13 protein-coding genes are annotated in these 19,961 nt (G+C 61.5%); 3 read left to right on the top strand and 10 right to left on the bottom strand.

Going from position 1 to position 19,961, the window contains the following annotated elements; genetic code table 11:
* The 9 genes from VLU25_15545 to VLU25_15505 all read right to left on the bottom strand — a co-directional run.
* Positions 1-503, bottom strand: a 503-nt coding sequence (locus VLU25_15545) for a response regulator (GenBank protein HSR69349.1), incomplete at its 3' end; no start/stop codon positions are given.
* 336 nt (positions 504-839) lie between these two features.
* On the bottom strand, positions 840-4,406 hold the full coding sequence (locus tag VLU25_15540; protein HSR69348.1) for a hypothetical protein: 3,567 nt from the start codon (positions 4,404-4,406) through the stop codon (positions 840-842).
* 34 nt (positions 4,407-4,440) lie between these two features.
* The gene (locus tag VLU25_15535; GenBank protein ID HSR69347.1) at positions 4,441-6,495 is read right to left on the bottom strand and encodes a BatA domain-containing protein; all 2,055 of its coding nucleotides are present in this window, start codon (positions 6,493-6,495) and stop codon (positions 4,441-4,443) included.
* Positions 6,496-6,511: 16 nt separating this feature from the next.
* On the bottom strand, positions 6,512-7,399 hold the full coding sequence (locus VLU25_15530; protein HSR69346.1) for a DUF58 domain-containing protein: 888 nt from the start codon (positions 7,397-7,399) through the stop codon (positions 6,512-6,514).
* 100 nt (positions 7,400-7,499) lie between these two features.
* Positions 7,500-8,492 carry a MoxR family ATPase gene (locus VLU25_15525; protein ID HSR69345.1) on the bottom strand — a complete coding sequence of 331 codons (993 nt, stop codon included), beginning with the start codon at positions 8,490-8,492 and terminating at the stop codon, positions 7,500-7,502.
* Positions 8,493-8,636: 144 nt separating this feature from the next.
* The gene (locus VLU25_15520) at positions 8,637-9,386 is read right to left on the bottom strand and encodes a DUF4159 domain-containing protein (protein HSR69344.1); all 750 of its coding nucleotides are present in this window, start codon (positions 9,384-9,386) and stop codon (positions 8,637-8,639) included.
* A complete protein-coding gene (locus VLU25_15515) occupies positions 9,383-11,830 on the bottom strand; it encodes a hypothetical protein (GenBank protein HSR69343.1) in 2,448 nt (815 codons plus the stop codon). The genes VLU25_15520 and VLU25_15515 overlap by 4 nt, the downstream gene beginning before the upstream one ends.
* A 51-nt stretch (positions 11,831-11,881) precedes the next feature.
* Positions 11,882-12,955 (bottom strand): hypothetical protein, encoded by a 1,074-nt coding sequence (locus VLU25_15510; GenBank protein ID HSR69342.1) that lies wholly within the window; start codon positions 12,953-12,955, stop codon positions 11,882-11,884.
* A gap of 2 nt (positions 12,956-12,957) precedes the next feature.
* On the bottom strand, positions 12,958-15,264 hold the full coding sequence (locus VLU25_15505) for a glutamine amidotransferase (GenBank protein ID HSR69341.1): 2,307 nt from the start codon (positions 15,262-15,264) through the stop codon (positions 12,958-12,960).
* A gap of 582 nt (positions 15,265-15,846) precedes the next feature.
* On the opposite strand from VLU25_15505, the gene VLU25_15500 reads away from it, so the two are divergent.
* On the top strand, positions 15,847-16,398 hold the full coding sequence (locus tag VLU25_15500) for a CarD family transcriptional regulator (GenBank protein ID HSR69340.1): 552 nt from the start codon (positions 15,847-15,849) through the stop codon (positions 16,396-16,398).
* Between the two features lie 117 nt (positions 16,399-16,515).
* Here the strand turns inward: VLU25_15500 and hemL are convergent, their stop codons facing one another.
* The gene (gene hemL / locus VLU25_15495) at positions 16,516-17,826 is read right to left on the bottom strand and encodes a glutamate-1-semialdehyde 2,1-aminomutase (protein ID HSR69339.1); all 1,311 of its coding nucleotides are present in this window, start codon (positions 17,824-17,826) and stop codon (positions 16,516-16,518) included.
* A 228-nt stretch (positions 17,827-18,054) separates the two neighbouring features.
* On the opposite strand from hemL, the gene VLU25_15490 reads away from it, so the two are divergent.
* The gene (locus VLU25_15490; protein ID HSR69338.1) at positions 18,055-18,699 is read left to right on the top strand and encodes a hypothetical protein; all 645 of its coding nucleotides are present in this window, start codon (positions 18,055-18,057) and stop codon (positions 18,697-18,699) included.
* Between the two features lie 128 nt (positions 18,700-18,827).
* On the top strand, positions 18,828-19,784 hold the full coding sequence (locus VLU25_15485; protein ID HSR69337.1) for a CsgG/HfaB family protein: 957 nt from the start codon (positions 18,828-18,830) through the stop codon (positions 19,782-19,784).
* Positions 19,785-19,961 lie beyond the last annotated feature (177 nt).

The following is a 19,961-nucleotide window of genomic DNA, read 5'->3' as shown; positions in this document are numbered from 1 at the left end:
TAGGCATCCAGTTCGGTGCGGATGCGGCGGGTCAGGCTGTCGGCGGTGAAGGGCTTCTTGATGAAGGCCGTGCCGGCTTTGAGGACCCCCTGACGGGAGATGGCCTCGTCGGAGTAGCCGCTCATGAAGATGATCTTGGTTTCGGGCCAGCGGGAAGAGAGCGTGTTGGCCAACTCTTGGCCGCCCATCTGGGGCATCACCACGTCGGTAAGCAGCAGATCGATGGGTTTCTTGTGCTGTTCAGCCACTTCCAGCGCCTGGCGCCCGTCGCGTGCCAAAAGCACCTCATAACCCTGCATCTCCAGCACCTCGCAGATCAGCTCGCGCACGCCGTCGACGTCGTCGACGACCAGAATCGTCTCTCCGCCCGGACAGCTTCGTTCGCCGGTATGGCGCTCTTCGCTGGAAGATCCGGCGCGTTCTTGGCGCGAAGCCGTGAGAACGCCGGAAGCCATGGCGGTCAAGTGCGAGGCCTTAGGTCTGAAATCCCGCTTACGGGCCAACCGGCTGCTAGCAGAGCCGGTAAAGAGCTCCCCGAGGCTTCGAGGGGGTTCTTGAGAGATTTCTATGGTCGAGTTCATACCTCTTATTACGAAAAGCTGTAGCCAACATTCACCAGCGCAGACATCCCCAAACGAATACCTGGAAGCCGCGCCGGCCACCTGGATGCGAAAAAAACTGTATCAGACGAAAACGAAGGTCGGCGAACAAGAGCGCGTCGAAATCCAACCCGTGGCAGCATCAGCGACCCGCGCCGATTATAGGCCAACCGCAGTTCTAACGAAAGAGGTGGTGCGAACCCCTCACTCTGATTATGCCCAAAAGCGGACTCTTGCAGGTCAGTTTTTCTTCTCTTTCTCGGTGGCCAAGGCCTCGTAGTACTGTTCGACCTTGCGGCGGTACTGAGGCGGCGCCTCGTCCGGATTGGTGAGGCGCAGGGGCTCACCCGAAGCCTCCAACAAGGCCCGGTTGATTTCAAGTTCAAGCTGCTGTAGCCCCTGGATAACCTGGGCCCGCAGGCGGGCTAGCTCTTCGGGATCGGAGAAGAGCTTCTCAGGATCGAAGCGGCGCAACTGGCGCGTAACGTCGTTGATCTCGCCGTCGAGGCGGTTTTGTCCGCGCAGCAAGTCGCGCACTTTGTCGAGGTCGCGAACCCTCTCCGAGATCTCGCGTCCGATGGCGCGTGGATCGATTCCGCTGGAGGCGGAAGACCCCGCCGAACGGGCGACACCCTCCTGTTGGCCGGGACTCTGAGGATCTCCTGAACCGCGGCCCTGGCCCTCGCCTTGCTCAGCAAGCTCGCCTGGGCGTTCCGTACGGCCTTGGCCGGGCCGCTCCCCGGGCTGGCCTTCTCCGGACTGCTGCCCCTGACGGCCTTGTTGTTCCTGTTGCCGGCCCTCTTGGCCGGGACGCTGGCCTTCTCGACCGTCCCCTTGCTGCTCTTCACCGGGCAGGCGACCCTGCGAGTCGCCTTCTTGTTGTTCTCCCTGTTGGCCTTGTCGTCGCTCTTGGCCTTCCTGCTGGGCGGCTTGGGCGCGCTCTCGCAGCGACTCAAGGTCCTCGATGGTGGAGGCCAGCTCGCTTTGAGCCTGGCGCAACCGTTCGAGCGGGTCTTGCCGGTTGCCGCTGCCCAGCGCCTGCTCGGCCTCAGAGACTTTCTCGGCCACCCGCTCAAGATCGCGCGTCACAGCCTTCTCCAGCGTTTCAGCCTGCTCGTACATCCCCCGCTCAGAGAAGCGTTGGGCGCCCGACATCTGGTCGGTGATGCGCTCGTCTTCGATATCGATGGCGGCGCTCTTGAGTTGCTTGGCGGCTTCGGGTTCCTGCGAGGTCATCTGGCGGGCGGTGGCATGCAGGTCGCTTTCCAACTGCATGACGTCTTCCAGGGCTTCCTGCTGCTGGCGTCCCAGTTGGCGCCGTTTGTCCAGGAAATCCTGGTCGATGCTGCCGCTCTCCAGTTGCTCCCGCAATTGCGACGTCTTCTCTTCGATATCCCGTTGCTTATCCAGCAGCTCACGGGCCTGTCGATTCAGCTTCTCGACCGTGCCTTCGCGCTGTTGGCGGCGATGGCGGTCGAGGGCCTTCTGGGCTTTCTCCAGGCGTTCAAGGGCCTGCTGGGAACGCATCTGCTGCTCGCTGGACGTTTGACTGCCTTGCTGCGATTGGCGCATTTGGCTGGCCGCCTGACGCAGGTCGCGGGCGATCTGGTTGAGTTGCGGGTCAGGCTTCTCGCGTGAGAGCCGTTCCAGTTCGCGGGCCAGTTTCTCGGCCTCCTCGATCAACTGCTGCTGACTCGAGGAACCGCCCGAACGGGAGCGTTGGGCTGCTTGCCGCTGTTGCCGCTCCGCTTCTTGCTGCTGGCGCCGGGCCAGATCCTTGAGCTTCTCCAGAGCTTCGTCGAGAGCCTCTTCGCGCCTCTGGGTGCGGTTCTGCTGAAGGGTCTCGTACTGATTCTTCTTCTGGTCCAGCTCAAGGTCGACCAGGTCGGCCAATTCCTCGGGAGAAGCCGCCGGGGAACCTTCGTTGCTCATCGAGATCTGGATCTCGTTGAAGAGCGATTCGGCCCGCAGCAGGTTCTGGTAAGACTTCTGCTCTTCGGGAAGCGCGTCCTGAGTATTGAGTTCGTTGAGGAACTCGTGAGCCGGCCCCATGTGCTGGATGGCCTGCTGCAGGTACTGCACCATCTTCTGAAAGCGCTCATCGCTTGCGGCCGCCAACCGACGCTGAATGCGCTCGACGATGGTCTGGGCCTGGATGGACAACTGCTGCTGGATCAAGGCCAGCGTCTGGCCGTTTTCTTCCAGCTCGTCAGGTGGAATGCGCTCGCGGTCGCGCTCGATCTTGAAGGTGGCGGCGATGATCTGCTTCTGCTGGCGGGCCAGCTGCATTTCCTGGTTCTGCTGTCCCTGCTGGCCTTGCTGTTGAGCCTGGCGGAACTCTTTCTCGTAGGGCTCGACCTCAAAGAAGTAAATGTCGGTGGCGGCGCTGCTGACGGCGTCGGAAGCCTTGGCGTAATAGGAGATAAAGTCGCCGGGGATGAGCTCGAACTCCTCCATAAAGAAGGTATGCGAAGTGGTCAGCGAACGGCTGCCGCGACGGTAGTCGAGCTTCAGTTCCTGTTCGGGATCGCCGTTGACCGAGTAGAAGAGGGACAGTTTAGCGATCCCGTAGTCGTCTTCAGCCTTCAGTTCCAGATAGACCTCTTCCAGGTTGGTGACCTTGCGGTCGCGTCCCGGCTCGGTGAAGGTGAGCACGGGCGGCTGGTCGATCAGAGCCTGAATGAGAAACTCGTCGGAGGCCGTGTGGGAGACGCCTTCCAGATCGGTGACGTGGATGCGGTAGAAGTCGTCCGATGCCACCTTGAGGCTGCCGGTGAGCAAATTGGGCTCTGGCATTTCCAGGGCGATTTCTTGGCCCGAGTCGAGCTTGATGAGGCCCGCCGACACCGGCTGGTCGGTGCGGATGGCGAAGTGGGCCACCGTGCCCGTGAGGGCCTGGATGTCGCCTTCGTCCTCGAGGATGACCGCATCCAATCCCGAATAGGCGGGGAACTGCAGCTCGATCTTGAATTCCGTGACGTGGGGCACTTCCGAGACTTCGATGCGGTGTTCGTCGGAGCGGATGCCGCCGGCTTCGACGTAGTAGTTGAAGGGGTCGCGCACGTCGAAGAAATAAAAGACCGACTGGCTGGAATCGGACTCGGCTTCCATGACTGCCTCGTCCCAGTTGGGTTCGCCGTCGTACTGGACGTAGATACGCACCTGATCGGCGTTGAATCCGTTGAGGGAGGCCCGCACCTCAAGGTCGGAATGCTTGGCGATCTTGGCCGAACCCGGCGAGACGTCGATGGAATAGAGCACCGTCTTGGGGTCATCCAGCAGGCCCAACAGCTTGGAGAGACTGAAATTATAGGCAGCCGGGCCGCTCATGAAGAGGGCAAAAAACACCAGCAAAGCGGTGGCCAACCCGAGCAGCGAGGAGAGGCTGGTGCGCTGGAAGTAGAAGCGCGGCTGGGGAATTCGGCGGAACTTATCCTCGGCGTCTTTTTGGATGAGTTGGCGGATCTCGGGATGGACTTTGCTCGCCTTGTCCTCAGAGAGCTGAACAGCCGTGGAGAGGCGCTCGCGAAGTTCAGGGTTGCGTTCTTCCAGAAAGCGCGCCACCTGACGACGGGAAGGAGGCCTGAAGGTGGGGGCCAGGAAATAGCGATAGAGCAAGAAAAAGACCAGCAACGATCCGGTCAGGCGCACCCAGAAAAGAGCATCGTCGGAGAAATTCGACTGGGCCAGCAGCAGGCTGGCGATCAGCGATCCGGCCAACACCGAGACGACGATGATGGCGGCTCCTTTGAGCAGACGCTCGAGTTGTAGCTTGCGGCGGATGCGGGAAAGGGTCTTGCTCAGCATGTTGTCACCTTCTTGATCTTCGCGCGCCTTTCAGTTAAGCGGTTACGGTGCGCTTGACGACCGTGCGGTTGGCGATAAGGGCTTCCAGAGCGAAAACGCCGGTTGCCAGTAGTATAAACAACCACCACAGCGACTGCTGCTCCTCACGGTCTTGCACTTGTTCCTGCACAGGTTGATCCTCTTGCGCCCGCGAGCGGGCCGGCACGAACACGGCCAGAAAATCGCTTTCTTCCACCGCCGACAGGTCGGACTCGAAAGGAGGCGGATTAACGGCCATCCAGTTGGTGGTCTTGTTGCGGCGGATCTCGTAGTGTCCCGGCTGGGTCAAGCGGATGAAGTCGGGACGCTGGGCGTCCAGCCCCAGCACCCGCCGTCCCGAGGGATCCAAGACTTCCAGGTTGCCGGCGGCGGCCTCCAGGTCCTCCCCGGATTCCGACAGGCCCAGCGATTGGTCGACCAGGGCCGAGGCGGGGCGGTTGCTCCAGCGGGTGGCGTAATGGGCGGCGGCCTGCCAGAAGGGGACGAAAGCGCTGCGCAGCGGAAAGTCGCTCCACACCGCGTCCGGATTGGAGGCCATCACGATCAGCCGTCCCGGATGCTCGGGCGGCAGTTCGGCCAGGGCCGCCGAGCCTTCGCTGAAACGGGCGAAGACAACGGCATCCTCGATGGGCTGCATCTCCCAGTAGCCGAAGAACTGGGTGCTGCTCAAGGCCCCCTGGTAAACGTCCTGAAAGATGGTGAAGACGGGATGCCGCCAGTTGATCTCGGTCATGGCGGTGAAGGAGCGCCCGCCCCCTTTGACGAAAGTCCGCTCTCCGATGCGGACGGGCAGCAAATGTCCCCATTCCCGGTTGTAGGCCTCAGGACGGACGTCGTTGCCCAAGGTCACGATGACGCCTCCTCCAGCCTGCAGGAAGGCCTCGATGCGGTCGGCCTCAGGAGGAGTGGGAAGATTGTTGAGGATGAGCAGCGGCGTGGTCGTAGGGTCGAGCTGGAGATTGCCCAAAGACTGCTGGGAGCGCACCTGGTAGGCCAGGTTGTCTCCAGCCTGCAGGGCCTGCCGCAAGAAGAATCCGGCGCGGCCGGGTCCGTTGACCAGCAGGATGGTGCGCGGTTGGCGCCTCTCCACCACGAAGTAGTGCGTGTTGTCGGCGGCCAGGCCGTCGTCGGCTTCAGCCACGATGCGTCCTCGGGTGACGCCGTCTTCCACCTCGAAGGGGTCTAGAGTCACCAGCGCCCCCCCGCCCTCGTCGGTAGCGAAGTCCTGGCTTTCCACCAACTGCCCTTCCAGGAAGAGCTTGAGGCTTCCCTGAGCGGCGCGGGGCGGCGAGGTGGAGACGCGCACCAGAATGGGGCTGGGATAACGGTCGCCGAAGACGAAGCGGTCGAGACGGGTCTGCTCGATATACAGGTTATAGGTCTCGGCGCCGACGTTCTCGATCTCCACCGTGATCTCGGGAGGAGCTTTGAAGCTGGTATCGCCGGCCAGTCCCTGGCGCTGCAGATCGGTGATCAGGTAGATCTGCTTGCGTCCGTTGCCGGCGTCCCTGAGCTGTTCGGCTGCCAGCCGCAAGCTTTCGCTGAAGGAGGTCGACTCGTAGGAAGGTTTGACCAGACTGTCAAGCGCCTCCAGCAGCGGTTGGGGCGAGCTTTCCCAGGTGGTAAGCACTTCCACGGCACCGCCGAACTGCATCAGCATGCCTTCCTCGCCTTCTCCCAGCGACTCGATTTTGTCGCGGGCCGCCTGCAAGGCCTGCTGCCAGACCTCTGTCTGGGAGACGCTCATGGAACGGTCGATGAGAACCACCACCGAGCGCGAGGCCAGCGGATTGTCGCGAGAGAGCCAGGCGCTGGTCAAGACCGGACGCGCGAAGGCCAGCGCCAGCAGCACAATGCCCAGGCAACGCAGAGCGAGCAGCAGCAGGTAGCGCAGTTGGCGGCGGCGGGTCTCCTTGACAGGCAGACGGCGCACGAACATGAGCGAGGCGAAGGAAAAGCTGGTCTTGCGCTGCTTCTGAAACAGATGCAGGAAAATGGGTACGGCGACGGCTGCGGCGCCGAGCAAGAACCAGGGATTGAGAAACTGCATAACCTCGCCTTCGTTGCTACATCTCTCGGGCGCGCACGGCCAGATAACGGCGCAGGGCGCGGTCGAGGGGTTCTTCGGTGTTGATCAGTTGGTAATCGATGGACTGCCCGGCGCATTCCTTGCGCAAGCCCTCGATGTGTTCCTCGAGCAGGTCCAAATAGTCCTGACGCGATTTGGCGGGATCATAGGGAGCCTTCTCCTGCGTCTCCATGTCCTCCAGCGTGAGCGTCTTGTCCAGCGGCAACTCCAGCTCCACCGGGTCGAGCAGGTGAAACAAGATGAGGTCGTTGCCGCGGTGATGGAAGAAGCGCAGCGCCTTGGAGACCTCGTCCACGTCCTGGTAGAAGTCGCTGATCAACACCACCAGGCTGCGTTTCTTGATCAGTCCCGCCATGGCGTCCAAAGCGGCTCCGATGTCGGTCTGTCCGCCCGGCTCCAGATGCTCCAGCCGCTTGAGGACCTGCAGGAACTGGCCGCTGCGGCTGCGCGGAGGCAGAAAGGAGCGGATCTTGGAATCGAAGACCATGAGTCCGGCGGCGTCTTTTTGCTTGACGGCGAAGTGGGCCAGAGAGGCCGCCAGATAACGCCCGTAATCGAGCTTGCTGACCTTGTGGCTGGAGAAGGTCATGCTCCTGGAAGTGTCGAGAAGCAGGTGGACGCGGGTATTGGTCTCGCCCTGGAACTTCTTGACGTAGAAGCGGTCGCTGCGGGCGTAGACTTTCCAGTCGATACCCCTGATGTCGTCGCCGGGGGTGTATTCGCGGTACTCCATGAACTCCAGGCTGAAGCCGTGGTAGGGAGACTGGTGCAGTCCGGCTATGAAGCCCTCCACGACCGTCTTGGCCAAAAGCTGCAGGTTATTGATCTCGGCCAGGACCGAAGGATCGATGAACCTGTTCTCCATCACCCGAGCCATTTGCTTCGCAACTCCCAACTGCCGGCAATCAACTCGCAAAGGGAGATTGCTGCCGGCGTCTTCTGGTTATCTTTTCAAATTTATTGACTCACATCCCCGAACCGGGCTGTTCCACGCTCTTTCCCAGGCGCTCGATGAGGTCGTCGGTCGTGACTCCTTCAGACTCGGCGTGGAAATTGATGAGCACGCGATGGCGCAGGACGGGCTTGGAGAGGGCCAATATGTCTTGGCAGGCCACGTTGTAGCGTCCTCTCAGCAGCGCCCGCGCCTTGCCCCCCAGGATCATGAACTGGGCCGCCCGCAGACTGGCGCCGTACTGTACGTACTTGTCGATGAAGTCGGGGGCCAGCTTATCCCCGGGACGGGTGGCCCGGGAAAGCCGCACGGCATAGCGCGTGACGTCCTCGCTGGCGGGAACGGCCCGCACCAACCGCTGGAAGCGCAGGATGTCATCCCGTTCCAGTACTTTCTCAATCGACTCGGGAGGTTTCCCGGTGGTGCGGTCGACCACTTCCATCTCTTCATCTTCGCCCAGGTAGTCGATGATGATGTTGAACATGAAGCGGTCCATCTGAGCCTCGGGCAGCGGATAGGTGCCCTCCAACTCGATGGGGTTCTGGGTGGCCAGCACCAGAAAGGGCATTTCCAGCTTGTAGGTCTCGCCCAACACCGTCACGCTTTTTTCCTGCATGGCCTCCAGCATGGCGGCCTGGGTCTTGGGCGGCGTGCGGTTGATTTCGTCGGCCAGGATCATGTTGGCGAAAATAGGGCCGGGGACGAAGGTCAGGTTGCGCCTGCCGGTGTCGGGATTCTGCTGAAGGATCTCGGTCCCGGTGATGTCGGCGGGCATCAAGTCGGGCGTGAACTGAATGCGGTGGAAGGTCAGGCCCACAGTTTCGGCGATACACTGCACCAACAGGGTCTTGGCCAGTCCCGGCAGTCCCGTGATGAGCGAATTGCCCCCCGTGTAGAGTGCGATGAGCACTTGTTCGATGATTTCGTCCTGCCCCACGATCACCTTGCGCAATTCGGTCAGCACGCGCTCCTGCGACTCGACCATGTCCTTGATCTGGGAGGCCATATCGGACAGCGGCTTGTCAGACGAGTCCGTCCGGGGCGGGGCCGTACCGGCTTGAGACGAGTCAGCCGCCTCGGAGTGCTCTTGAGTTGCCGTCGTGTTGGGTTCCAGGGCCATGTATTTCTCCGTCCTAAGTTATTCGGTTTTTCAATGCGTCAGCGCGTACATCACGAAGTTGACGCCGAACTTGTAGGCTTCGTTTGAATATTGGATGGGAGTGAAGCTCTCGTGAGACCATTCCCAGTAGTCACCGATGTCATTGTTCCAGGCGGCCACCGCCTGCAGGCGGCCTTCATCGTCATGCATTCCGTAAAAGGTGGGCCGTCCGGGTACCCGATAAGGCGCCGGCAGATCGAGCGATTCGATGTTGTAGAAGCAACTGAAGACCGGGTCGGCCAGGGTCAGCTCGCGGAAGGCGCGGTCCGGGTAGATTCGGCGCATATTGTCGAAGAGCACCCGCAACTCTGACGTGCCCCGGAAGTCGTCGAAAAGTATGAACCCGCCCCGATCGAGATACTTGCGTACGTTCTCGACCTCGGATTCAGTCGCATCCCAGAATCCGGGTTCGGAGACGTAGACGAAGGGATAGTTCATGATTTCAGGGTCGTGCATGCGCAGCACTTTGAAGGACTTGGGAGTCGTCTCGATGCTGGTCAGTTCTCCCAGAATGTTGAGGAAGTTCTGCTCGGCTTGAGGATAGTCGTGCCTCCAGGGAGGCACGAATCCGCCGCCGGTCCAGCCGCCCAGCATGTAGCCGTTGTATTGCAGCCGCACGAACTGGAAGAGACTGAGGTCGTGCGGATCGCGGTTGCCGGCATCGTCGCCACGCGTGGCGGGAAGCAGGGCCAAGGCCGCTGCCAGCACACCCAAAACGGTGAGAAAGAGCGCTCGTTTCATGGCTTGACCAACTCCAGCAGCAACTGCTGCGCCTCGACGTAGCTTGGGGCGATCTCCAGCGAAAGCAGCACCTGGCGCTTCGATTCCTCCAGCTTTTCCTGCAGGAAAAGCGCCCGCGCCAGCCCATAACGGGCGCCGGCCATGTCGGTCGGCTCCAGGGCCAGCAGCACCCGGTATTCGCGTTCCGCGAGTTCTCCTTCTTGACGGCTCAAATAGAGTCCGGCCAAAAGGCGATGCACGTCCTGGCGCAGCGGGTCGGCGTACATCGCTTCTTCCAAAATCTCGATGGCTTGCTCTTCTTCCCCCTTATCGGCTAGGAGCCGGCTTAACTCAAGGGCCGTGTCGGCCCGCTTGGGATTGACGCGCCACCAGCGCATCAACAGTTCGGCCAGATCATCTGAGCGCCCCTGAGTGCGGTAGAAATCAGCCAACAGATGGTAAGGACTGCCGGCCCCGGAATAGGAAGGGAAGATTTCGATGGCCCTTTGCAGAAGCTCTTCAGCTTCCTGGTGGCGGTCTTCCTCGATCAGCCGCTGTCCCGTTCTCAAGAGCAGAAAGTAATTGGAGGGATTGTCGGCCAGCGATTCGTGCAACTGGCCGATGTCGGCCTGCATGAGGACGCGGGCCTGGGAGGAATCCTGCTGAGGACGCTCGAGCTTCTCCAGCAGGGGATCGAGTTGCTGGGCCATGGCCTCCTGGAACTCGCTGTCCACCTGCTCAAGGGTTTTCCCCAGAACCTGCTCGAAGACTTCGGCGTCGGTCTTGTCATCGGCGTAGGCCAGCAGCATCTGGCGGATCTTGGCGAAGCCGTAGCGTTCCACCAGGAACTCGCACAGCCAGCCGGCCTGCTGGTAGCTGATTTGGATCTGCAGTGCGTTCTTGGGCCTCTGGAAGCCGTCGTTGAGATCCTTCAAGGGAAGCAGCTCACCCTCGCGGTAGGCCTCGATGTATGTCAGCGAGATGGCGTCGCCCCAGCCCGGGAAGGGCAGCCGCTCCTCCATCATCGAAAGGCCCTCCGTGAACCAGCGGGGCACCTTCTGGTCGCTCATGGAGAGGGCCACCACGTGGGCCACCTCGTGCCACAAGGTCGACCCCCAGTGGAACTCGCCGCGCTGGCGGGCCGAAGGGGAGTCCATGGCGACGACGCGTCCGATGGCCACGCCCAGAGCGCCCAATCCCGGCATGCCCAGGGCCCGCACCGCGAAGTCCTCGTGATCGGGGTACATCTCGAAAGTATAGCGTCCCTCGATCTGATGCTGGTACTTCTCTTCCAGTTCCTCCAGACAGCGCTGCAGCAGGCTCATCACGTAAGGTTTGAGCACTTCAGCTTCGTCCTTGCGCAGGCGGATGCGGAAGTGTTCGGACTCGAATTCGGCGAAGCGTTCCCAACTGTCCACCAGGCGCAAGGTGTTGACGGTCCAGATGTTGAAGGGATCGTTTTCGTAGGCCCGCTCCAGCACCCGGCGTCCCTCGTCGTCGCCCAGGCGCAGCAGGTTCAGCCCCAGGGCCGCCAGAGCCGACCATTGTCGCGGGTTGAGGCGGATCGCTTCGCGAAAGAAACCGTCTGCCTCGACCATGCGCCGCTTGAGCACGGCGGCCTCGCCTAAAGCCTCGTAAAGATCGGCGTTGTTGGGATTGATCTCCAGAATGCGGTCGCGGCGTTTCTCGTACTTTTCACTCTCGCCCCTGAAATAGAGCATGGAAGCTTCCTGCTCGAGCAGGGGCAGATAGTTCTTGTTGACCCCGAGCCCGCGCTCGATGAGCTGCTCGGCTTCTTGCCAACTGGCCGCCGAGATGGCCCAGGCGGCCTTGAGTCCTATGGCGTGCAGGTTGTCGGGATCGGCCGCCAGAGCCTGTTCCACCAACTGGGCGGCCGAAGGTTTGCTTTGAGTCTTATGAGCTTGGGCCAGTCCGGCCAGAGCGGCGGCTGCCTCTTTGGAATCGGGCTCGGCCAACTCCAGGGCTTCCTTGAAAATGTCCTCGGCTTCGGCCGCGTTGTACTTTTCAAGGTAGAGGCGGCCCCAGTCGAGGTAAAGGGAGACAGGGGCTTCCCCCAGCTCGGCGGCTTGAAGATAGATGTCGTTGGCTTGGCGCCAGCGGTCCAGATGCCAGGCGGCGAAGGCGGCCTGCGCCAATTCGCCGGGAGTGCTCAGGCCGCCCAGATCCAGCAAACCCAGCAGGCGCCGAGCCGTGGCATCGGCTTCCTGCAAGCGTCCGCGGCGGCGTTCCAGCTCCAGACGCAGACGCAGTTCATGGGGGTCGTTGGTGGACTTCTCGAGCAGCAAGTCCTCGGCCTTGCCGTAACGGCCCTCCATCATCCACTGACGGGCCTTCAGGGCGTCTTCGCTGATCTGGGCGCGGAGGGGCCAGCCCAGCATAAGAAAAACGGCCGCCATTAGAGCCGCAGAGCGGGCGAGCGTCAGCTTGTCAAGTCGTTTAAGCATGTTGTGTCAGGGGCGGCCTCTCGACGCCCCGTTGTCTTCAGCCGGTCTCCCTTACTTGGACCGTATTCCATTGGACGGCACTCTATTGGACGGCGGGTCACCGCCCTCGGGTTCCGATTCTGCTTCTAATTCCTGGATGCGCCGGTTGAGCTGAGCCAATTCCACCAGCAGGGACTCAAGCTTCGTGTAGTACTCGTCGGAGGGCAACTCGCTCTTCTGAAACTTGAGGGCCTCGATACGGCGCTCTATGGACATGCGTTCCTCGGCCAGCCGACGCGCCTCGACGTTGCGGTAGGCTTGCTCGGGGGGTTGGGAAAGGTAGGCGATGGAGGCCAGCAGGTTGGCCCCGGAGACTTCGACCGCGGCATTCTCGTCCTCGTCTTCGCCTTTGGAGCCCAGCACCGTCGAAGTCTGGTCGACTAACAGGGGGTGTTCGGTGCGGATGCGGTTCTCCTCTTCGAACCAGTCCTTAATCTTACGATCGGCGTAGTAATAGGCCTCCAGCAGGGAAACCTTGCCGTTCTTGTCGCTGTCGGCCTCGGGACTTTGAGCCGACTCCAGGAAAAAGGACAAGAAAAGGGGCGGGTACTTCTCGCGCTCGCCGCGGGTGGCGGTAACCACGACCCGGTCCTTCCCGGAGAGCGCCGCCGCCAGGCCGCCGCTGGAGTTGGTGGCGATCACCAGAAAAGCCCGTCCGCCGGGCATGGTCCCCAGCGTCTCGACCAGGTCTTCGCCGGTCAGATCGGGGCCCCTGATGTTGAACTTGTAGGTTCCGCGGTTGACGTTGGCGTGGCCGACCAGGAAGAGCCAGAGCTCGTCTCCTTCTCTTTGTCGGGACGCGACTTCCTTGAGGCGCGCCAGGATAGCGTCGCGGCGGACTTCGCGGCCGTCCAGGCTGAGCACCTGGGCCGAGCGGCCCTGGCGAAAGGTCTCTTCCAGACCCTGCGTCCACTTGGTGAAGTTCTCTTCGTACTCGGGCAGGCCTCCGAGTCCGTGGATGATGACGGCGGTGGTATCGGCCCGCAGAGGAGAAAGCGAGAGCCAGAGGAGGGCAATGAGCGCCGCCCAGGCCGTGCGGGCTAAAGCGGCCCCTCCAACCCCGTTCATGGAATCGACTCGTCTCATGCTCAGATCGCACCCTGGCGCTTGCGCAACACCCACTCGGATCCCGCCAGCGCCAATAGCAGAAGCAGATTGATGGGCATGTCCCAAAGCGGCTTGACCTCGACCACCGAGGCCGTGGAAGGAGTGTAGACAATCTCCTCGGGCAGGTCGTCGACTTGAGACAAACTGTAGTAGTTTCCTCCCGTTTCCTTGGCCAGCTTGCGCAGGAAGTCGGTCTTGCGCACCGGATCGAAGTACTCGCGGGCGCCTCCCGCCGCAATAAAATGGGCCGAGGCCGTGCCATAGTCCCGGCCTTCCTGAGAACGGCTGCGCGCCCTGACTCTGATCTCGTGAAGGCCGTCGCTTTCGGGAGTAAAAGTGGCCCGGTAAACGCCCTCTTCCTGAGAGTCCCACTGCAGAGGGATGGTCATGACATTGCCGTCCGGCGCCTGGATTTCGGCTTCCGCCTGGGCGTCGTTGATGGCCCGATAGGCCCGGTCGCGCACTTCGGCTCTGATCTGCACGGGTTCGGAGCTGGAATAAGATTCGCGGTCGGTCTCCACCGTCACGGGATCTTTGGCCGTGGAAACCAGCCAGCGCATCAATTGGCGCCAGAAGGTCTCGTGGCTCTGATCGTCGACTTCCTGCTGCATCTGCCACAGCCAGGTCGAGCCGCTGGTCAGGGCCAAACCCTGGCCCCGTCCGAAGCGCTGAAAGACCAGCAGAGGACGCTGGCCGCGTTCCGCGGCGGGAGACACTTGGGCCAGAACCACGGCGCCCGGCTTGGTCTGACCTACCGGATTCCAGTCGGCCAAGAGGGGCAATTCACCCCATTTCTCGGCACTGTCCGCCCCGGCCGCCATCAACTGCATGGCCGGATGGCTTTGGCCGAACTGGGTGAGTCCGGCCTGGCCCGGTCCTTGGCGGTAAAAAGCTGAGGCGCGCAGGCTTTCGCCTTGATCATCCTGCAACCAAACCGGCAGAACGGCTTCGATGGGCGTGTTGCGGTAGGCGCCGGCCTGGAAGCTCTTGCTGCCGCCCAGCATCAAGAAGCCTCCTCCGCGTTGGCTGACGAAGTCGCGCACCAGTTCCATCTGGTTGAAGGTGAAGAACGACGACTCCAGGCTGCCCAAGATGATGGCGTCGTAAGAAAAGAGGTCCTCGCGCTCGGTGGGAAATCCCGAAGCCAAGGTCGATTCGCTTTCGATGCCCTGCCGGTAGAGCTTCTTGCGGGCCATCCGCAACAAGGTTTCCAGGCGGATGTTGTCGTCTCCCCGCAGGGCCTGGCGGATGAACTTGAATTCCCAACGGGGGTGGCCCTCCACATAAAGGACGCGGGGCAGCCGGTTCTCGACTTCGACCAGGGCGGTGCGCTGGTTGTTCTCGGTAATCTCTTCGCCCTGCAAGGGCTGGACGCTGAAGTGGTAGCTCTTCAGGCCCTCCGTCTGGGGCCGGATCAACACTTCCACAGTGGTGTTCTCAGCATCGCGGGGCAGATGCACCACGCGGCTGTCTACGAGACTGTTGCCCTCCCGCACCTGAAGCTCGGCCCTCGACCCTCCGAATCCGCTGTGGCGCAAGGTGACGCGGGCCGCCGCCGTGGTTTCGGGAAGCAAGGTGCGGGGTGCGCTGACCTGCACGATCTCGACGTCCTGGGAGAGTGCCTCCGGCCCGACCCCCACGGTATGGACGGGAATCTTGCGGGCCTTCAACTCGGCCAGCGTCTGCGAGAAATTCCGCGAGGAAGTGTCGGCCCCGTCGCTGAAGAGCACGATGCCGCCCAAGGGCAGGTTCCGGGTTTCCGAGAGGACGGTGGAAAGACCGGCTCCGATGTTGCTCTGATTGCCGTCGAAGGTGGGGTGGACTCCCTCCTCCTGACGCTGGGCCCGTGCGTCGAAGGCATAGCGGCGCAGGAAGAACTTCTCGTCCAGAGCCTGCATGAATTCCGAGTCTTGGCCGATCTTCTCGATCACCTCATCGCCCCGCCGTTTTCCGGTTTGGGCCTCGGTCAGCCCCATGCTCAGCGAATTGTCCACTACCACCGCCAAGAGGTTCTCTTTGGGCTGCAAGGTGGTCAGAACCAAGGCGGGACGCGCCAAGACGAAAGCCAGCAGCATGAAGAAGGCGGTTCTCAGCGTCAGCAGCGCCCATCCGGTTCTCCGTCCCGGTCCGGTCATCCACTGGCTTCGGTAGAGCCAAAAGAGCAGGGCGGGAATACCCAGCAGCAGCGCCGGCCAGATCCAGATCGGCCATCCCGACTGCAGCGAGAATTCGCCGTTGCCGAAGTAGAAGGGTCGATATTTCAAGAAGAAGGCAAAGATTTCTTCCATAGACTTTCTGGCCCCTCTTTAACACGTGGAGGCCCCGGCCGGGTTCGAGAATTGTCGTGGGCTGTCGTTTTCAACCTTTGCACCAGCCCCTGCTTGAGAAGGACGGTCGCCCTTCCATCATAACAAGCTTCCCTACCCCTTTGTGTCTCGTCCCGGCCGCCGATCCTCAATCCGCCTCGGGGGATGCAAAAAGCGGACTGCGAAGTCCTGTTGCGGGAACGGCTATGGCATTCGGCTAAGGAAAGTATTGGTGAAACTAAATATCTGTTCGCCGCGACGTTGTACATTTGCGCCCAAATGGCTTAACATAGAAGACCCGGACTCCCGATGCTGCCGACGCTTCGAATGTTGGCAAGAACGAAAGAGGGGACGCCGAACGGGGAGTTGGGCTGCTGGGCTAGAAACCCACGCCGGTCCGAATCACGGCGTTCGCCGTTTTTGCCGCGCTAGACAGCACCAAGGACGTAACAACTCAGCCGACTATGACGACGGCGTGTTTCGCGAACCTCCGTGTACCGGAGGAGAGTCTGGAATTTAACCGGTCAACCCTTTATTCGTCATCTTTCTGGGGAGGCTCCACGCATGAAATTTAACGTTGGCGACCAAGTCATTTATCCCAACCAAGGTGTAGGCTTTATCGAAGAGGTCTGCGAGACTAGTGTTGGCGGCAACAAGTCGGAGTTTTACCGTCTGCGACTGAGTTCCAACGACTCCCTGGTGATGGTCCCTGTCGATAACGCCGAAAGCATCGGCGTGCGGCGGCTTTGCAGCGAAAAAGATCTGACCAAGCTGTTCAAGATTTTGGAAAACGGCTCGGTCGACCTGGCCCGAGACTGGAAGAACCGCTACAAGGACAACGTCGAGAAGATGATGACCGGCTCGATTTTCGATGTCGCTCAGGTCCTGAAGAATCTGCACTACCTCAGCCTGCAGAAGCCTTTATCCTTCCGCGAGAAGAAGATGTACGACCGAGCACGTCAGTTGGTCATTTCTGAGATTTCGACGGTTCGCGACGAGAATGACGAGCAGGTCGACGAGGAGCTTGAGAAGATTCTCGTCGAGGCGTGTGAACGCCTCCTGGAAGAAGAAGAGAAGGCTGAAGCCGAGGCCGAAGCCGAAACGGCTTCCGCTTAGGACAGCTTGGCCCGAGACAGAGACGAACATCAGGTATTCAGCGCCCGGCCCTCCGGGCGCTTTTTGTTTGGTGGCTTGGACGCGGACAAGCCGCCAACCCGAACGGCGCTCTTCCGTTTACAGGGTCGAGAGGACCTCGTCCACCGCTTGCAGGGTGCGCTCGATGACTTGTTGATCGTGGCTGATTGAAAGGAAGCAGGCCTCGAACTGCGAGGGCGCCAGGTAGACTCCTCGATCGAGAAGGCGGCCGTGGAAGGCGCCGAAGCGCTTGACGTCGCAGCGCTGGGCCGACGCCAGATCACGAACCGGCTGGTCGTTGAAGTAGACGGTAAACATCGAACCGCAGTGCTGCACCTGCAAAGCGATCCCATGGTCCTCAGCCGACTGCCGGATGCCTTGACACAGCTTCTCGCTGCGGCGGGCCAGTTCAGAGTAGGGATCGAGGGCCTCCAAAAGACTCAAGGTTTGCAGCCCGGCACTGACCGCGACCGGATTGCCCGAAAGGGTGCCGGCCTGATAGACGGGCCCTTGCGGAGCCACCATCTCCATGATGTCCCGCCGTCCTCCGTAGGCGCCCAGGGGCATGCCTCCTCCCAGAATTTTCCCCAGACAGGTCAAGGGCGCCTCAAGCCCGTACATCTGCTGGGCGCCGCCGAAGGCCAGTCGGAAGCCCGTCATCACCTCGTCGAATATGGCCACGGCGCCGTTCTCGGCGCACAACTCGAGGACGCCTTGCAGGTATTTCTTGGCGGGCACGATGACGCCCATGTTTCCGGTCACCGGTTCCAGGATGACGGCGCCCACCTTGCCCCGGTGCTTGTGAAAGGCCTCCTTCAAAACCTCAAGATCGTTGAAGGGAAGACTGACCGTGTGGCGGGTGAAGTCGGCCGGAACTCCAGGACTGTCCGCCATGCCCAGCGTGAGGGAGCCAGATCCGGCCTGGACCAGAAAGCTGTCGCCGTGGCCGTGGTAACAGCCGTCGAACTTGAAGATCAAATCGCGTCCGGAGAAGGCGCGGGCCACGCGCAAAGCGCTCATGGTGGCCTCGGTGCCCGAATTGACCAGGCGCACCATGTCGATGGAGGGGACCAGCGAGCAGACCTTTTCGGCCAAATCGACCTCCAGCTCGGTGGGCGCGCCGTAAGAAGAGCCGCGGGCGGCGGTCTGCTGGATGGCTTTCACGACTTCGGGGCGGCTGTGTCCCAGTATCATCGGCCCCCACGAACCCACGTAGTCGATGTACTCCCCGCCGTCGGCGTCGACTAGCCGGCATCCTTGCGCCGAGGCGATAAAGGGAGGACTGCCGCCCACCGCCTTAAAGGCTCGCACGGGAGAATTGACGCCTCCAGGCATGACGGCCCGGGCCCGCGCAAAGAGCGCTTCGGAACGGCGGCGGCTGGAAGGGGAACTGCTTTGACGTCCGTTCATGGGAAGGGCATTGTAGCGTGTTTGTCCTATCGGTTCGAGAAGGCCCTGCCCCTCGGAGGAGATCCCGGCTCGGTCGACACTTTTCCTTTATCTGCGCATCCGTTAGAATGGGAACAACGGTGAGGGAGAGATTATGATTTGCCCGTTAGTCTTGTCAGAGCGGAACTGAAAAAGGCCGCTTGGCGGGAAATGAAATCACTAGAGAAGGCACCTTCTGAGGAGGCCACCATGACTCGACGCTTCGCTATCATCTTGTTGGTGACCTTGTTGTCGGCGACTTTCGCAATGGCCCAGAAGGCCCGTTCGGGTCCCTTCGGATTGGACTTGCGAGGGCCTTTCCACCGAGGCTTCCATCCTCATCACAAGATATTCGGACACCGGTTCGGGCCGCCCAGCTTTTTCTTCGGTTCGCCGTTCTTCGCGCCCGGCTTCATCGGGGCCCCCCATTTCCGCGTTTTTCCGCGCCGGGTCATCCGTCATTCGCTGATCGGATTCGGATTGCAGGAGCGCCCATTGGCCGACCCGGACGGTTTCTACTACCGCGCCGGGCCCCGCGGCAGCGGATTCTGGTCCCATAGCTTGGGCAGCCCATACTCCTACTTCGGCCCGCCCTATTACACGCCTTATCGGTCATCCAGCTCCAGCAGCTTCGTGGAGGAATGGAAGGATCGGGATCCTCGGCGAGAAGAGCCGGTCGAGCGGCAGTTCTCTTTTTCCGATTCCTTGCTGCTGGAAGAGGGAATGAGCACCGAGCGGGTCATGGGAGTGCTGGGATCGCCCCTGGAGCGCATTCGCTTGGGAGGGCGCGAGGTGTGGAGATACAGCGGGTATTCGCTGGTGTTCGAGGATGACGCCTTAAAAGAGCTCCGCTGAGCGGGGTTTCAGGGGCCGAACAACCGGCTTCGCCCTCATTTTTTGCTTTGAACCTTGGATTATGTACTCAGGCCATCGCGGATCTGCTTTGTGCGCTTAACCGCTGATGGCAAAGGGAGGATATCGACGTGAAACGATGGATTGTGATTTTGACGGTCGCGGCCCTCTGCTTGAGCATCGCTCAGGCCGAGAACGACAAGAAGAGAGTGGCCGTGATGGACTTTGAGTTCGGCAGCGTCCAGCGCTGGTGGGACGGCAACTGGGACATCGGCAAGGGCATCGCCGACATGCTGGTGGACGAGCTGGTCAACGAAGGCACCTACAGCGTTATCGAGCGCAAGCAATTGGATACCATTCTGGCCGAACAGAACTTCTCCAATTCCGACCGCGCCAATCCCAACACCGCCGCTCAAATCGGCGTGGTTGCCGGTGTGGGTTCCATCATCGTTGGGTCCATCACCCAGTTCGGTGTGGAAAAGAAGGGGTTCGGCGTTGGCGGCATCGGCGGCAGCCTGGGCGGCTTCGGCGGCGCCAAGGTCGGCACTCAGAAAGGCAAGGCCAAGGTGCAGATCACGGCCCGCATGGTGGACGTCAACACGGCTGAGATTCTGGCTTCCATCAAGGGCGAGGGCAAGTCTTCGCGCAGCGGACTGCTGCTGGGCGGAGGCGGCGGAGGCGGCGGAGGTTTCGGCGCCGGCCAGATCTCGATGACCAGCAGCGACTTCCGCGAGACCATCCTGGGCGAGGCGACGGAAGCCGCCGTCAAGGAAGTGGCCCAAGGCCTGATCGGCAAAGCCGACCGCGTTCCCAGCGCTCCCAAGCGCGAAGTCAAGGGTCTGGTGGCTGACGCTACCGACGGAATCCTGATTCTTACGGTCGGGGCTTCCCACGGCCTCTCGGCGGGCGACGAACTGCAAGTCTTGCGCGTCGTGAGGGTGGTCAAGCACCCCACTACCGGCGAAGTCCTGCGAGAGATCACCGAACAGGTGGGAACTTGCCGGGTCACCCAGGCTGACGCCGAGTCGTCCCTGGCGACCCTGGTTTCGGGGAGCGGCGTCAAGGTTGGCGATATCGTCAAGAACTGAGCACCTGTGCCGGTATAAAAACCGCGTGGCCGGGGCGTCTCGGACGCCCCGGCTTTTTTTGTCCGCTGCAACCGGGATTGAATAGGGACCGCCTCCGGCGCGTTTTCAATAGACGCCGGACGGCCTTCACAGGGTCCTGGCCCAAAACGCGCCTGTAGAGAAGCTCTGCTATGCTGG

This window comes from Acidobacteriota bacterium (assembly GCA_035471785.1).
Classification (GTDB): Bacteria; Acidobacteriota; UBA6911; order RPQK01; family DATIPO01; genus JANQFM01.
Note: the sequence above shows the minus strand (reverse complement) of the source record. Positions and strands in the feature narration are given on the sequence as shown.